Genomic DNA, 16,577 nt, shown 5'->3' on the forward strand with positions numbered 1-16,577 from the left:
CAGACGTCGAGGTGTTACAAATGAAGAGAGTATTAACAATAGCTGGAGCAGCTGCACAAGGAAGTGCTGGTATTCAAGCGGACTTAAAGACATTCCAGGAACGGGACGTATACGGAATGTCCGTAATTACCGCAACAGTTGCCAATAATTCCAGAACAAATCAAGGGATTTTTATTCGAGATATAGAAGAGATTGAAGCACAGTTTTACGCTGCAACAGAAATGGTTGGTGTAGATGCTATTAAAACAGGTATGCTTTTTTCAACAAAAATTATAGAAAAAGTAAGTAGTATGCTTAAGGAACTACCTGTTCCAAATAGAGTAGTAGATCCAGTGATGGTTGGCAAAATGGGGTCACAACTGTTAGCGGATGATGCAATCGAAGTATTAAAGAAACAATTAATTCCGCAAGCGACCGTGATCACTCCTAACCGATTGGAAGCAGAAAAGTTATTAGGCCGAGAAATTCGATCTGAGCTTCATGTTTTAAAAGAAGCAGCGAAAGACTTGTATGAACTCAAACCTCAATCTGTATTATTGAAAGGTGGAAATGTAGAGGGGCAGGCAGTTGATATTTATTATGATGGTCAAACAGTTGAGGTATTTCGCATGCCTTTGATTAATACGATACATACCAGTGGAGCAGGTTGTACATATGCCGCTTGTTTAACTGCCGAGTTAGCTAAAAGTGTACCGATCAAGCAAGCTATTCAAACGAGTAAACAATTTGTACACGCTACTATTGAACATGCTTTATCGTTTGGGACTGGTATCGGGTCAGTTAGACACGGTGCAGCCAGACAGGAATAAGCGAAGTTGTATGATGAGAGACTAAAAAAGGGCAGTTGCCTAATTGCAACTGCCAAGAAAAAGATAGAACAAATAAGATATGATAACAACTTGTCAAAAGAAGTAGTTTATGCGAACTGCTTCTTTTTGTATTAGATGTAATATTATATAACATCAGTTGTTATATATAGTATCATAATAGAAAGTTGCCAAAAAATCAAGTGAATAATGAAACGAAATGCTGTGTTGTTACGTATAGAATATGGAATAAGGAGGAGGTGCGAAATGACTACATCAATGGAATTACAAGATGTACATAAATCGATAGGCAATAAACAAATAATAAAAGGGTTGAATTTTACGATTAAACGCGGCGAAGTATTTGGTTTTTTAGGACCCAATGGTGCCGGTAAAACAACTACTATTCGCATGATGGTAGGTTTAATGAAAATTACATCAGGGGATATCAAAATCAATGGAGTCAGTATAAAAAATAACTTCAAAGAAGCGATCCAGTATGTAGGTGCAATCGTCGAAAACCCGGAGATGTATCCATTTATGTCGGGGTGGAAAAATCTTAAACACTACGCTCGCATGATACCTGATATTACCGATGAACGAATAAAAGAAGTGATTAGATTAGTAGGTTTGGAAAAAGCTATTCATGAGAAGGTCGGTAAATATTCATTAGGTATGAGGCAAAGAATGGGGATTGCTCAAGCATTACTACATCAACCATCTATTTTAATATTAGATGAACCAACTAACGGGTTGGATCCAGCGGGTATACGTGAAATAAGGACCTACATAAGAAATCTAGCCGAACAAGAACAAGTATCGGTGATTGTATCCAGTCACTTATTATCTGAGATAGAATTAATGTGCGATCGGATTGGTATTATTAAGAATGGTGAACTAATCACGGTAGAAGAAGTACAAGATACAAATACTGAGAATGACCATGTTACGGTAAAGCTTGACGTGGATGATAACGAAAAAGTGAAGTCTATTCTCCAAGCTCAACTTGAACTAGAAACCAAAATCGTTCAAGATCGCGTGGTGGCAAATCTCGCAAAAAGCACCGTACCACAATTGGTGAGGAAATTAGTGGAAGAAGATATAGCAATCTATGAAGTAGCAGTAGAACGAAGTAGATTGGAAGATAAATTTTTCGAGTTGATTGGAGAGAATACGATTGCTTAACTTTATATCATTATTAAAGAATGAACAAATGAAGCTTTATTCGCGTTTTGCTACTTGGTCCATGTATATTATTTTGGCAGGTATTCTCTTAGTCGGAGCTCTCATTGTGTTTATTTTTGGAGAAGAAAATGAACAAACCTATGGTGATGATTGGAAAGGGCAGCTCGCACAAGAAAATGAGGAGCTGCTTGAGATGAATGAGGATGTGGGATTTGTAGGTTTTGATTCTGAAATAGCTGTAAATGAATATCATATAGAGAATGATGTCAAGCCTCATCCATATGATGCATGGCAATTTACGCTTGAGAATGCTGGGTTGTCCATGATCATTAGTTTATTTACTATTATTGTGGCAGCAGGCATTATTTCAAATGAATATCGATGGGGCACGATCAAATTATTATTAATTCGACCAATTTCCAGGACTAAAATTTTATTATCGAAGTTTGTATCAGTTTTACTATTTTCTGTAACGATGCTTGTTTTTCTATTTATAATTAGTTTAGTTATAGGTGCAATTTTCTTTGGTATCAATGGCTGGAATCCTAATTTGGTTCAAATGGGTGCAAATGAAGTGGAAGAAGTCTCTATTTTTGCAGAAATATTTACACAATACGGTTTAAATATGGTAAATTTAGTGATGATGGCAACATTTGCTTTTATGATTTCAACATTATTTAGAAGTAGTGCGATGGCAATAGGATTAGCGATATTCTTAATGTTTACAGGAAACACTATTATTGGTTTCGTTGCAGAGTATGATTGGGCGAAATATATTTTGTTTGCTAATACCAATTTGAATCAATATATTGGAAGTGGAAGCCCAATTATTGATGGCATGACACTAGGGTTTTCGATTACAGTCTTAGTGGTATACTTTGTGTTGTTTTTACTAGTTTCATGGTTAACATTTACAAAGCGTGATATTGCAGGAAATTAATAGGTAAGGGGAGAGTAGAAGAAATGAAAAGAACAGTAGAGGTAGTATTATCGATTATTGGAGCATTTGTCTATTCCTTGGGAGCATTATTTGGCGGATTGTTCCGGATGTTAGATGGGGAAAATGATTTGATGCAGGAGATGCTGCAAGAAGATCCGACAGTTACTCAAAACCAAATCGATGAAATCATGCCATTATTGGATACAATTGGATCAGTGGGTACTATAATGATTGTTGGGGCGTTAATAGCTATTGTAGCAGGTATTGTTGCGATGTTCTTATTTAAAGGAAACAGTAAGCCAAAAGCTGCAAGTATCATTTTACTTGTTGTCGGTGGTGTAACAACAATCATTACATTTGGCGGTGCAATCTTTGCCGGAATTTTCTATATCATAGCCGGTATCATGGGACTCGTCCGTAAGCCAAAGCAAGAAATAAACATGGAGCAGTATTAAAAATACAGTAAAAAGCTTAAATCCCTTTCAACCGCAAGTGAAGGGTTTAAGCTTTTTTATTATGGAAAGAAAGTATATAACCATTGATATCACAGCTTTTATAAGCAAGTATGTATAGGAAAAGGTGATTTAAAACATATATTTTAAGAAGCAAGAATGGCTATACAGATGGGGTTGGCATTTTGAAAGCTAGCTAGTGCAAGTCAGCCGAAGCGGTGGTCAAGCTGTTCAAGTAGTTCATAGTGGATGCTAGAGAAAAGTCATAAGGACTGAGCGGGTTTTGCTCGGTTTTTCTTAAAGACAATAAAGTATAAGAGCAGTGCCATGACCGTGTTAAGCGAAGTAGTTATTTTGAAATGTTTTATGTGTATTTGCAAAGCTCCGACTAATTACTTCGCTTTCACCCTAAGGTCATAAGTCAACATCTGCTAAAAGCTTGCATTCGCCGTGTATCCTATACCGTGGGCACGGCCTCATCTAACTTTGCAAAGAAAAACTCTCATTTCATTTGACAGCTTTCCCGGTTAATTCAATTTCCCCGGGAAAGCTTATCGTTTTATTTAGCAGTTTTCCTGATTGCCTGTTTCTCATGCCAAATACATTATGGTTATCATATTAATCTAATTATTATTTTCCCTTTTTTGGATTGTATTTTTAATAACGAAATAGACGACGAGTCCAATAATTAGGAATAAAATAATAATCGGAGCATTGCCGACTAGAAATACAAAAAGTCCAGAAGCGATCGACAGAATTGCTTGGATACTTTTCAAGAATTGGTCCTGTGTTTTTTCCCATGTACTCAGTGACTCATCTTGAACGGAAGGCATATCAACTCTGCGTTCGGTCAGTTCTATATCAATGGTTGCATAATCAGACTGATTTTCTAAATAATTAATTTTCCCCGTTAATTGTTCAATATCCTCCTGTACATCTGCTAAATCATTGGAGATCTTTAATAAATCCTCCGTTTTTTCAGCTTCTTCCATGAAAGCAAGTAATCGTTTTTCCACTACTTCTTTTGATTCTAACCTGGATGTTAAGTCGACATATTGTTCCGTAACGTCTTCTCCGCTAACTGATTTATTCAAAATCTTTAAATCACCATTTTCCACTATTGCGATAAAATCCTGAAACTGACCGGCTGGTATTCGGATGGTCATTCTGCCAAATCGTTCAGCTTCCTCTCTATGATTGGAATAATTGGAATTGACAACATACCCATCATAATTAGCTGTTTCTGTCTCTAAAAAATTAACCGTTTCATCAAATGTTTCTGTTTCTAAATGTAACTGAGCATTATGGATAATTTTCCTTCCCTCTACATTTTCCAAGTTATCTTCATTAGCTTCACTTGCCGGTTCCTCCTCTGCTTGTTCCATTTCCACCCTATTGTCCAATTGACTATCATTTGTACTCATACCAGACTGGCTGGATTCTTCGCTAGTCGCTATATCACTGTCTGCCGATTCATAGCTGCTGTCATCAGCATCGTTGGAGCAAGCAGAAAGAAAAACAATCAACACCAATATAAATACTATTTTTTTCAAATTGACCACTCCTTTTGTTGGATTAGACGTAGCCAATTCAGATAGGTTACATTTAATTAGTTAATTTATATTTATTCATATTTGTGTATGTTTTTACCTAAGTGTGGTTCGCTTTATAAAAGAAGGTGAGATACTATACGTTCTCTTGATTTAGCAAGGTGCCAATCATCTGTATGGTCTCAGTCTTAAAAAATTCGTTTAATGAAAAAAGATCCCTCCCTCTATATGTATCACTAACCTTAAATGATGGATAAAAAACTGCTGAGGGAAAACTAATTTTTTCTAATAAAAAAATAAAAAAAATTCAAGATAACTATTGAATTAATATACTATATGGTGCATAATAATACATAATTAATCAAACGAACATTTCGACTATCACTTAAGGAGAGATTATTACATGAGCAAAGAAAAAGTAGTTTTAGCATATTCCGGGGGACTTGATACATCAGTTGCGATTAAATGGTTACAGGATAAATATAATTATGATGTTATTGCGGTTGGTTTAGATGTAGGCGAAGGAAAAGATCTAGAATTTGTGAAGAATAAAGCGATTGACGTAGGAGCGATTAAATCATATTCCGTTGATGCAAAACAGCTTTTTGCAGAAGATTTTGTTTTACCAGCATTACAAGCAAATGTCATGTATGAAGATAAATATCCATTAGTATCAGCACTTTCTCGTCCTTTAATTGCAAAGGTATTAGTTGATATTGCAGAAAAAGAAGGTGCGGTGGCAGTAGCGCACGGTTGTACTGGTAAAGGTAATGACCAGGTTCGTTTCGATGTTGCCTTTACATCTCTCAATCCAGAGTTGAAGATTGAGGCGCCAGTACGTGAATGGGGCATGACAAGAGATGAAGAAATTGCATATGCGAAAGAACATGGGATTCCGATTCCAATCGATTTGGATAGTCCATATAGTGTAGACCAAAACTTATGGGGTCGTGCAAATGAGTGTGGTATTTTAGAAGATCCATGGGCTGAAGCTCCTGAAGATGCATTTGAGTTAACAGAAAATCCAGTTAATGCACCAGATGAACCAGAAATGATTGAAATCGAATTTAAACAAGGAAAGCCAGTAGCTTTAAATGGTAAGGAATTTCCTTTACACGAATTGATTTTAGAATTGAATCAAATTGCTGGAAAACACGGTATTGGGAGAATTGACCATGTAGAAAATCGTCTTGTTGGGATTAAATCACGTGAGATTTATGAAGCGCCAGCAGCTATGACATTAATTCAAGCACATAGAGAAATTGAAACCATTACACTTCCAAGAGAAGTAACCAAATTCAAACCAGTAGTTGAACAACAATTAGAACAAGCGATTTACGATGGTCTATGGTTTACTCAGTTAACGGATGCGTTAAAAGCATTTATTGCTGAAACACAAAAATATGTTAATGGTGTAGCAAGAGTGAAGTTATACAAAGGGCAAGCATTTGTAGTAGGTAGAAAATCAGATAACTCATTATATGACTTAAACCTTGCAACATATAGTAAAGGTGATGAGTTTGATCATGAGGCAGCACTAGGCTTTATCAAGCTTTGGGGCTTACCGACAAAAGTTCACTCTACTGTAAACAATGTGCATGCTGACAAAGCGAAAATTATGGAAAAAACGAAAATTGATATGAAGGAATCAGTGAAGCTATGAAATTATGGGGCGGACGATTTACAAAACCAACAAATGAATTAGTCGATGAGTATACAGCATCGATCAGCTTTGATAAAAAATTAGCACAATACGATATTCAAGGAAGTTTGGCACATGTGGAAATGCTTGCGAAATGTGAGATTATCCCGACAGAAGATGCTGAAACAATTGAAAAAGGTTTGAAGGTTGTAGCGGAAAAAATTAAAGCTGGCGAAGCAGAGTTAACAGAAGCAAACGAAGATATTCATATGAATGTCGAGAAACTGCTTATTGATGAAATCGGTGCTGTTGGTGGTAAATTACACACTGGGCGAAGTAGAAATGACCAGGTAGCACTGGATATGCGTTTGTATTTACGCGATTCACTTGTAACATTAGTTGAATTACTGAAGAATTTGCAAGAGGCGCTTTTAAAACAAGCTAAGGCGAATTTGGATACCATCTTGCCAGGATATACGCATTTGCAACGAGCGCAGCCGGTGTTGTTCGCCCATCATATGATGGCATATGTCTCGATGTTTGAACGTGATGTGGAAAGGTTATCTGACAGTTTCAAAAGGGTGAATCGCTCACCACTTGGTGCAGGAGCATTAGCCGGTACAACATTTCCGATCGATCGTCATTATGTTGCAGAGAAACTGAATTTTGACGGTGTAGTGGAGAATAGCTTAGATGCCGTCAGTGATCGTGATTTTGTCGTTGAATTTTTATCCAACGCTTCATTAACGATTATGCACTTATCTCGTTTAAGTGAAGAATTAGTACAATGGTCAAGTGCCGAGTTCAATTTCGTCGAATTAGATGATGCATTCTGTACAGGAAGCAGTATGATGCCTCAGAAGAAAAATCCTGATGTGGCTGAATTAGTAAGAGGAAAAACAGGTCGTGTCTATGGAAACTTAATGGGGATGCTTACTACTTTGAAGGGTTTACCAATTGCATATAATAAGGACATGCAAGAGGATAAAGAAGGTATGTTTGATACGATGGAAACCTTAAAAGGAGCGCTTGCTCTTTTTGCACCAATGATCGAGACAATGGAAGTGAAAAAGGAAAATATGTATGCGGCTGTTGCGGAGGATTTTTCTAATGCAACGGATTTAGCGGATTACTTGGTGAATAAAGATTTACCATTCCGCGAAGCCCATGTGGTTGTCGGGCAAGTTGTATTGCATTGTATTCAGGAAAATAAATATTTGCTTGATTTAAGTTTAGCAGATTTCCAAAGTTTTTCTGAGTTAATCAATGAAGATATTTACGACGTACTATCACCGAAGTCTGTTGTCAATGCTCGTGACGTTGTCGGTGGAACAGCGAAAAATCGTGTTGAGGATCAAATTGAACAAGCGGAAAATCGCCTCACAGAAACGGGAGCATGGATTGAAATCCATGAAGAAAAGGTAAATGTTCTTAAAAAATAAAAGAAGGAACGCAGCTGGTCTTTTTCAGTTGCGTTTTTCTTATATGGAAAGAAATCAACGCAATGACTGCGTTAAGCAGAGTAGCCATTTTGAAATAGCTTGTACAGGAAACAACCATCGCTACGGCTGTCCACTTCCCTTTCCATGGGATTTTCGCCTAAGCTAACTTTTGTAAAGAAGATCCACTTTTGTAAAGCGATCTTCTTTACAAAAGTTAGCTGAAGACACGCCCCACGGAAAGCGAAGTGGGCAAGCCGTAGCGGTTGTTACGTTCAATATCCATCTCAAAATAACTACTTTATACCATCGATATATTATTTTGGTCAATGAAAAGGACCGGGTGGGCTTTCCTGGTTCTTCTTAACAAAGATAAAATGATCTTCAAAAATTCCAAAAAAATAATGCATAAATATAAATTATATAGTATAATTATAAATAATTAAAGATGAAAAACTAATGTGAAATGAGATCATATATTGCTAGATATTGGAGGAGGAGCACAATGTCAGAAACTACAGGTTATCTTGTTTTAAATACGGGGGATGTTTTAGAGGGTAAATGGCTTGGAACCTATAAGCAAGCAGAGGGGGAACTTGTATTTAATACAGCGATGACTGGCTATCAGGAAGTGATGACAGACCCATCATATGCAGGTCAAATCGTTACCATGACCTATCCGTTAATTGGAAACTATGGCTGGAACGAAATCGATTATGAAAGTATTAAACCATCTTTAAAAGGTTTTATCATCTCAACACCTAGTCATAACCCAGAACACTATGAATCTAAAAATACACTATTGGAAATGTTGGAGGAGCACGATATTCCGGCACTTTCTCATATTGATACAAGAGCGCTGACGCGTATTATCCGTGAGCACGGAGAAGTGTATGGTAAGATAACACAGGATCCTAACGAAAATCCTGTCCATACTACCGTTAATCCAAATGTTGTTTCAACGGTATCGGTTAAGGAAAAAAGGAGTTACAACACGGAAATTTTAATGAATCATCCAGCACCACATGTGGTCATAATGGACTTTGGCTATAAGCATTCTATTGCTAAATCATTATTAGAATTGGGGTGTGACGTAACTGTTGTGCCTTATCATACCACTTTTATCGAGGTTCAATCATTGGATCCGGATGGTGTATTATTATCCAATGGTCCTGGTGATCCACAAGCTTTGGCACATTTATCGGAAAACATTAAACAAATATCAGAAAGCTTTCCGACAATGGGTATTTGTTTAGGGCACCAGCTAATTGCACTCGCACATGGCGCAACAACTAAACGTTTACCGTATGGACACAGAGGCAGTAACCACCCAGTGAAAGACTTACAAACTGGTAAAGTAATGATTACATCGCAAAATCATGGCTATGTAGTTGACTATGATTCTGTAAATATGAAAAATTGGTACGTTTCACACGTAAATGTTAATGATAAGTCAGTTGAAGGGTTAAAACATAAAACAAAACCGTTAATGACAGTGCAATTTCACCCTGAGGCGCATCCTGGTCCGATCGATACTCATCATTTATTTGTAGATTTTATTCAGCAGTTTATTACTAAGGGAGAGAAACAGCATGCCTAAGAAAGACGACATAAAGAAAGTACTTGTAATCGGCTCCGGTCCAATCGTGATTGGGCAGGCAGCCGAATTTGATTACGCCGGTACTCAAGCATGTCTTGCTTTACAAGAAGATGGCGTAGAAGTAATTCTAGTTAATAATAATCCTGCTACAATTATGACGGACGAAAATATAGCAGACAAAGTATATTTGGAACCATTAACCTGTGAGTCGATCACGAAAATTATTGAAAAAGAAAGACCTGATGGTATTTTGCCTACTTTAGGTGGCCAGACAGGTCTTAACATGGCCGTTTTATTAGATGAAGCGGGTGTGTTGGAAAAATACGATGTTACGTTATTAGGTACACCGCTCGAAACGATTCAAAAAGGGGAAGACCGTGAGATCTTTAAATCGATGATGAAAGATATCGACGAACCAATTGCCGAGAGTCTTTCCACTTCTTCTGTTGACGAAGCTGTCCGTTTTGCTGATAAAGTTGGCTATCCGATGATCGTACGTCCTGCATACACATTAGGTGGCGCTGGTGGAGGTATTGCCAATAATGAAGCGGAATTACGTACTATCGTAAAAAACGGGCTTCACTATAGTCCGATCAGTCAAGTTTTGATTGAGCAAAGTGTGAAAGGCTGGAAGGAAATTGAGTATGAGGTAATGCGTGATTCCAATGATACTTGCATCATCGTATGTAACATGGAAAACTTTGATCCAGTTGGAGTCCATACGGGAGACAGTATTGTTGTCGCACCATCTCAAACGTTAACAGATCGTCAATATCAAATGCTTCGAACTTCATCGATAAGGGTTATCCGCGAGTTAGGTGTCATTGGTGGATGTAATATCCAATTTGCCCTGAACCCGGAGAATGATGACTATATCATTATTGAAGTAAACCCGAGGGTAAGTCGTTCCAGTGCGTTAGCGTCGAAAGCAACTGGATATCCCATTGCACGGATTGCGGCAAAAGTAGCGCTAGGTTATTACTTGGATGAGGTGATTAACCCGATTACAGGTGACACGTATGCAAGTTTTGAGCCAGCGATTGATTACATTGCAGCTAAAATCCCACGCTGGCCATTCGATAAATTTACTGAGGCAGATCGTCTCCTAGGTACGCAAATGAAGGCAACGGGTGAAGTGATGGCGCTGGCACGTAACTTTCCAATGGCAATCAATAAGGCGATTCGCTCACTAGAAATTGGACTCGATTCTTTACATTTACCTGGTGTGGAAAAGTTATCTGAAAAGGAACTACATACCGCGCTGGATAAAGCGACAGACGAACGGTTATTTGTGGTTGCGGAAGGCTTACGCAGGGGCATGACAGTGGAAGAGATCCACGACATTACAGCGATTAACAATTACTTTTTGTATGAATTAGAAGCAATGATTACAAAGGAAAAAGAAATAGCAGCGAAAGACTGGGAGTCGATCACGAAACATGACTTAAAAGATGCGAAAGCTTTTGGTATTTCTGATCTTACGTTAGCTAAGCTGTTACATGTCGACGTAGCAAAGATTCAACAGAAAATAAAAGCAGAAAAACTGGCACCTTCCTATAAAATGGTGGATACTTGTGCTGCTGAATTTTCGGCAGAAACACCTTACTTTTACAGCTCCTGGAATGAATGGGATGAGGTAGAATCGTTGAATGGAGATAAACGGATGGTTGTACTAGGCTCTGGCCCAATTCGTATTGGTCAAGGGGTGGAATTTGACTATTGCTCAGTTCATGCTGCTAAATCACTGCAAGGTCAAAGTATTGATGCGGTTGTCATTAATAACAACCCTGAAACCGTAAGTACCGACTTTAACACGGCAGATCACCTTTATTTTGAACCATTAACTGTTGAAGATGTGTTACATGTCATTGAAAAGGAAAATGCCCAAGGTGTCTTGGTTCAATTTGGAGGTCAAACCGCTATTAATCTAGCGGATGGTTTGCAAAAAGCAGGAGTTAAGATTGCTGGTACAGCACTAGAAGCTATTGAAGCTGTAGAAGATCGTGACTTATTTTATCAACTTTTACAACGATTAAATATTCCTCATATTCCTGGGTGTACGGTAATGGCGGTAGAGGATGCCAAAGCAGTCGCAAATGAAATTGGCTATCCGATTTTAATGCGTCCATCCTATGTTATTGGTGGTCAAGGAATGGTGATTTTGCATAATGAAAGCCAGCTTGTTGACTATTTGGCAGAATTACAGGCGAAAGCACATGGTAATCGGATTTTTCCATTATTAATTGATCGTTACATCGAAGGATATGAAGTAGAAATTGATGCAATTTGTGATGGATCAGATGTATTAATTCCAGGTATTTTTGAACATGTGGAAAAAGCAGGGGTGCACTCTGGTGATAGTGTGGCTATTTTCCCGGCACCGAATTTGACTGAAGGACATAAACAAACGATTGAATTATACGCACAAAAAATATCTCAAGAACTAAATGTTAAAGGGATTATGAATATCCAGTTTGTTTTAAGTGAAGACCGAAAAACGATTTATGTATTGGAAGTGAACCCACGTGCTTCCCGGACGGTGCCAATTGCAAGTAAGGTAACGGGTGTTCCGATGGTGGATTTGGCGACGCGTGTACAAATGGGAGAAGCATTGAGTGATCAAGAATGGAAGCTTGGTCTCCATCAAGAAGTACCTTATTATGCAGTGAAAATGCCGATATTCTCTAATAACAAGTTGCCAGGATTAGACCCGATTCTAGGGCCTGAAATGAAATCAACCGGTGAAGCAATCGGACTTGGTTCAACGGTAGAACAGGCAATGGCAAAAGCTTTTGGCTGGAAAGAAGATAGTCTTAATGCATTAAGTGAACAAGATACGATTTTCTTATCTCTTGCTAAAATAGATGAAAAACTTCAGAAACAATTGAATGTTATAAAAGCAGCTATGGAAGCTGATGAGGAAACCGCAGCATTATTAACGGAACACGGATTCCAAGTAAATACGATAACAAAACTTAAAGAAGCAGAACAAAAATGTATAGACGAGAAGTATGCTTTTATTGCCGATACACACCGTACTGGTGAAAAAGATCAGCATGTTTCATTACGTGAGGCAGCATTGCGTTCCGATACATTGTATTTTACTTCAAATGACACGTTAAGTGCCTATATCGAAGCAACAACGGCAGAACTTGAATCACCGGAATCTATTCAGAACCATCGTAGTAATAAACCAGACTTAAATAAAAAGGAGCGTGCGATGCCATGAGTATCAAAGAACAACTAAAAGGGAAAGATCTCCTGACACTAGCAGATTACTCTAAAGCTGAAATAGCATATTTATTAGAACTGGCAGTACAAATCAAACAAAAACAAAAAAACGGTGAGTTGTATCAACCGTTAAAAGGAAAAACACTGGGGATGATTTTCGAGAAATCATCCACTCGTACCCGTGTATCATTTGAAACAGGGATTTATCAGCTAGGTGGAATGGGGTTATTTTTAAGCTCTAATGATATCCAATTAGGTAGAGGCGAGCCAATTTCAGACACGGCTAAAGTATTGTCCGGTTACCTAGACGGAATAATGATTCGTACCTTTTCCCAACAAGATGTTGAAGACTTGGCAGAGAATGCCTCCATTCCTGTGATAAATGGCTTAACGGATGATTATCATCCTTGCCAAGTATTAGCAGATCTGCAGACTATTAAAGAGGAAAAGGGGAAATTGGAAGGCTTAAAACTTGCTTATATTGGTGATGGCAACAATATGGCTCATTCATTAATGATTGGTTGTTCAAAAATGGGCTTGGACGTTGCTGTTGCGGCACCGAAGGGTTATCAGCCTCATAATAAGATAGTGGAGCAAGCACAGTCTTTTGTAGATGGTAGTGAAGTACTGGTAACCGAAGATGTTGTAGAAGCTGTGAAGGATGCGGATGTAATATACTCCGATGTATGGGCAAGCATGGGGCAAGAAGCAGAACAAAAGCAACGTGAGAAAGCTTTTATCGACTATCAAGTGAATAAAGAATTGTTCTCCAATGCCAAGCAAGATGCCATCTTTATGCATTGCTTACCAGCACATAGAGGGGAAGAAGTCACCGCAGAAATTATTGATGGACCACAATCGGTTGTTTTTCAAGAAGCGGAAAATAGATTACATGCACAAAAAGCATTAATGGTTGCATTGATGGGCTAGATCTCTTTTTTAGAGATCTAGTTTTTTCATGTTTGCAGTTCATAATTTGTTATTGCTATAATAAAGATTAATTGTGTGGCATTACACAATAGAAAATAAAAGGATTGATCGCACATGAGTATCTTAAAAGAGTTACGAAATATTATAAATCCAGAACATATTTTGATAGATGAAGAATTAAAGAACCATACTTATACAAAATTAGGTGGAAAAGCTGACTTTTTTGTAACACCTTCCACCGTCGAAGAAGTCCAGGAAATCATCCGTTATGCTAATCATACATCTGTCCCTTTTACATTGTTGGGCAATGGTTCTAATGTAATCGTAAAAGATGGTGGAATTCGAGGAATTGTCTTAAGTTTGAAAAAGTTCCTAGGCATTCGAAGAGACGGGGAGAAAGTGATTGCGGAGAGTGGTGCTCGGATTATCGATGCATCGCGTTTTGCTTTGAATGAACATTTAACTGGGTTAGAATTCGCTTGTGGTATCCCGGGAACGGTTGGCGGTGCATTGTACATGAATGCGGGTGCCTATGGTGGAGAGGTGAAAGATTGCTTGGAAAGCGCCCTTATTGTCGATTCTGCCGGAGCTGTACATCGCTTATCGGCTGACGCTTTCAACTTAGCATACCGTACAAGTAATATTGCGGAAAAAGGCTATATTGTATTAGAAGCAACCTTTAGCTTAGAGGCGGGTGACTTTGATGAAATCAAAGCAGTGATGGATGATTTAACCTATAAACGAGAATCCAAGCAACCTTTAGAATACCCATCTTGCGGTAGTGTGTTCAAACGACCCCCAGGATATTTTGCCGGAAAGCTGATTCAAGACAGTGAATTACAAGGAAAAGGTATAGGTGGAGCAGAAGTATCCACTAAACATGCAGGATTCATCGTAAACAAAAACAATGCTACAGCTAGTGACTATATCTCTGTGATTGAGATGGTCCAACGAGAAGTAAAAGCAAAATTTGGAGTGGACTTAGAGCGGGAAGTTAGGATATTGGGGGAAGACTGAAGTTTTAGTTAAAAACAAATTGTGAGTTTTCTTCAAGAAATGTTTTCGAAGACAAAAGGAAGCAAAAAAGGGAAAAAGTGTCCTCGAGAAGCATCCTCGAAGACAAAAGAAAGCAAAAAAGGGAAAAAGTGTCCTCGAGAAGCGTTCTCGAAGACAAAAGAAAGCAAAAAAGGGAAAAAGTGTCCTCGAGAAGCGTTCTCGAAGACAAAAGAAAGCAAAAAAGGGAAAAAGTGTCCTCGAGAAGCGTTCTCGAAGACAAAAGGAAGCAAAAAGGAGAAAAAGTGTCCTCGAGAAGCGCTCTCGAAGACAAAAGGAAGCAAAAAAGGGAAAAAGTGTCTTCGAGAAGTCTCCCTCTAAAAAATAGATAAAGCTTCGGCCAATACTTTAGATCTTAAATATAATATAGCCATTTATTTGAACCTACGCGTTTAAAATGTGTGTCAAGAATTCTTTTAAGACTTTTCTTTGAATAGACTTTGCCAGTCCAGCTATAAACCAGATTAGTAGTTAATTTCTCATTTGGAAAAAGTAATTGTAATTCTGTAATATTGCGTAAAACTGCTTGATGACATTCTTCCTCAGTTTTGCACTTGTGACATAAGCATTTTCTTCCCACAATCTCAATAGACAAACAATGGCAATTACGACACCGCATCCCTTTATTTAACTGATCATATTTATAAGAAGGAATAGAAGGATGTGGATAATTACCAATATCTCTAGCAATCAATTGATTAGCTAAATCGTGTTGAAGTGAAGCTACTGGTGCTTTGTTTTTCAATGTGTTTATAAATCTATTTATTTGTGTTGGGAAAATAAAATATTTATTTAATGGAGCCTGATAGAGTGTGAATTCGGGGTTGATAAAGACATTGAAACTTTCAATAGGAAGATTCACATGAAGTTGTTGTAAGACTTGCCTCATTAAAGTTTCATTCCGCATTAGTTGTAAGAGAGGATTAGTAATTTCTTTATCAGGCAGCTTATACCAACGTTTTTCATCATACTTGTAATCTCCGGAGAAATTTTTCACATCAATAAGGTGAATGGTGCTTCCAGTTAATAGAATCGAATCAATTTGAAAACTAGTAGTTCCAACTTCAAGTCGAATATCACTTATGATTAAATAATCATCATTAAATGAATCTCTTAACAATTGCTCAAAGTTTTTTTCACCTTCATAACCTAGTTTTAGATTATGAAAATAGCTCATTTCTTTTTTGGTAAAAGTAAATCGAGAGTCTAATGCTTCGAAGACTTGCAGTTCATACGGTTTTTTTAGGGGCTTTAAGATCATCACAGCACTCCTTGCCAACTATAAAGAATATGGTGGTTCATCGATTAGATTTGTTAGTACAATATAAACAATAAGCCCTGCAGGAATAAAAAGTACGAAAGGAAGACGAACCAAGAAGGATGATATACCAAAATATTCAGCAATACCACCACATACACCATGAACAGATCGATCACTACCTGACTTTCTCGGTCTTCGTCTCATGTCATCACCTCCTATCCTTTTCATATTAACACATTTTTCCACAAGGTAACAAAACAGATACTTTGCATTCAAAGGAAAAATTCTATATACTATTTACATAATAAAATAAGCGATTAAGATTCCTTTGGGGCAGGGCGTAATTCCCGACCGACGGTGATAAAAGCAAAAACGCTTTTTTAGTCCGTGACCCGGATCATGTAAAACATGTGAAGGTGGATTTGGTGAAAATCCAAAGCCGACAGTAATAGTCTGGATGGGAAAAGGAATTGGTGACGTAGTGACTT

Annotated in this window: 13 protein-coding genes and 1 riboswitch; of the genes, 10 read left to right on the forward strand and 3 right to left on the reverse strand. The window is 37.8% G+C overall.

All coding sequences use genetic code 11. The annotated features are described in order from the left end of the window. The first annotated feature begins 20 nt into the window (after positions 1–20). From thiD to J5J03_RS02890, 4 genes are all read left to right on the forward strand, one after another. Positions 21–809: a bifunctional hydroxymethylpyrimidine kinase/phosphomethylpyrimidine kinase gene (thiD, locus tag J5J03_RS02875; protein WP_208586008.1), complete on the forward strand. Its 789-nt coding sequence runs from the start codon at positions 21–23 to the stop codon at positions 807–809. A gap of 264 nt (positions 810–1,073) precedes the next feature. Continuing rightward, complete coding sequence (locus J5J03_RS02880; RefSeq protein WP_208586009.1) at positions 1,074–1,991, forward strand: ABC transporter ATP-binding protein; 918 nt, start codon at positions 1,074–1,076, stop codon at positions 1,989–1,991. After that, positions 1,984–2,931 carry an ABC transporter permease gene (locus J5J03_RS02885; RefSeq protein ID WP_208586010.1) on the forward strand — a complete coding sequence of 316 codons (948 nt, stop codon included), beginning with the start codon at positions 1,984–1,986 and terminating at the stop codon, positions 2,929–2,931. The genes J5J03_RS02880 and J5J03_RS02885 overlap by 8 nt, the downstream gene beginning before the upstream one ends. Before the next feature lie 23 nt (positions 2,932–2,954). Continuing rightward, a complete protein-coding gene (locus J5J03_RS02890; RefSeq protein ID WP_208586011.1) occupies positions 2,955–3,386 on the forward strand; it encodes a DUF4064 domain-containing protein in 432 nt (143 codons plus the stop codon). Between the two features lie 620 nt (positions 3,387–4,006). Here the strand turns inward: J5J03_RS02890 and J5J03_RS02895 are convergent. Continuing rightward, on the reverse strand, positions 4,007–4,936 hold the full coding sequence (locus J5J03_RS02895) for a DUF4349 domain-containing protein (protein ID WP_208586012.1): 930 nt from the start codon (positions 4,934–4,936) through the stop codon (positions 4,007–4,009). A 400-nt stretch (positions 4,937–5,336) separates the two neighbouring features. Between J5J03_RS02895 and J5J03_RS02900 the strand changes: the two genes are divergently transcribed. The 6 genes from J5J03_RS02900 to murB all read left to right on the forward strand — a co-directional run bounded on the left by J5J03_RS02900 (position 5,337) and on the right by murB (position 14,792). Next, on the forward strand, positions 5,337–6,596 hold the full coding sequence (locus J5J03_RS02900; protein WP_208586013.1) for an argininosuccinate synthase: 1,260 nt from the start codon (positions 5,337–5,339) through the stop codon (positions 6,594–6,596). Beyond that, complete coding sequence (gene argH / locus J5J03_RS02905; protein WP_208586014.1) at positions 6,593–8,017, forward strand: argininosuccinate lyase; 1,425 nt, start codon at positions 6,593–6,595, stop codon at positions 8,015–8,017. Before J5J03_RS02900 ends, argH begins: the two co-directional genes overlap by 4 nt. A gap of 502 nt (positions 8,018–8,519) precedes the next feature. Next, on the forward strand, positions 8,520–9,614 hold the full coding sequence (locus J5J03_RS02910) for a carbamoyl phosphate synthase small subunit (RefSeq protein WP_208586015.1): 1,095 nt from the start codon (positions 8,520–8,522) through the stop codon (positions 9,612–9,614). After that, the gene (gene carB, locus J5J03_RS02915; protein WP_208586016.1) at positions 9,607–12,843 is read left to right on the forward strand and encodes a carbamoyl-phosphate synthase (glutamine-hydrolyzing) large subunit; all 3,237 of its coding nucleotides are present in this window, start codon (positions 9,607–9,609) and stop codon (positions 12,841–12,843) included. The genes J5J03_RS02910 and carB overlap by 8 nt, the downstream gene beginning before the upstream one ends. Beyond that, positions 12,840–13,775 (forward strand): ornithine carbamoyltransferase, encoded by a 936-nt coding sequence (gene argF, locus J5J03_RS02920; protein ID WP_208586017.1) that lies wholly within the window; start codon positions 12,840–12,842, stop codon positions 13,773–13,775. Before carB ends, argF begins: the two co-directional genes overlap by 4 nt. 114 nt (positions 13,776–13,889) lie before the next feature. Beyond that, positions 13,890–14,792 carry a UDP-N-acetylmuramate dehydrogenase gene (gene murB, locus J5J03_RS02925; protein WP_208586018.1) on the forward strand — a complete coding sequence of 301 codons (903 nt, stop codon included), beginning with the start codon at positions 13,890–13,892 and terminating at the stop codon, positions 14,790–14,792. Between the two features lie 391 nt (positions 14,793–15,183). Here the strand turns inward: murB and J5J03_RS02930 are convergent, their stop codons facing one another. After that, positions 15,184–16,089 carry a nuclease-related domain-containing protein gene (locus tag J5J03_RS02930; RefSeq protein WP_208586019.1) on the reverse strand — a complete coding sequence of 302 codons (906 nt, stop codon included), beginning with the start codon at positions 16,087–16,089 and terminating at the stop codon, positions 15,184–15,186. Positions 16,090–16,107: 18 nt separating this feature from the next. After that, a complete protein-coding gene (locus J5J03_RS02935) occupies positions 16,108–16,293 on the reverse strand; it encodes a PspC domain-containing protein (protein ID WP_208586020.1) in 186 nt (61 codons plus the stop codon). Positions 16,294–16,409: 116 nt separating this feature from the next. Beyond that, positions 16,410–16,562: riboswitch (FMN riboswitch) on the forward strand. The last annotated feature ends 15 nt before the right edge of the window (positions 16,563–16,577 follow it).

Origin of the sequence: Gracilibacillus suaedae, assembly GCF_017599345.1 — a bacterium.
GTDB lineage: Bacteria > Bacillota > Bacilli > Bacillales > Amphibacillaceae > Gracilibacillus > Gracilibacillus suaedae.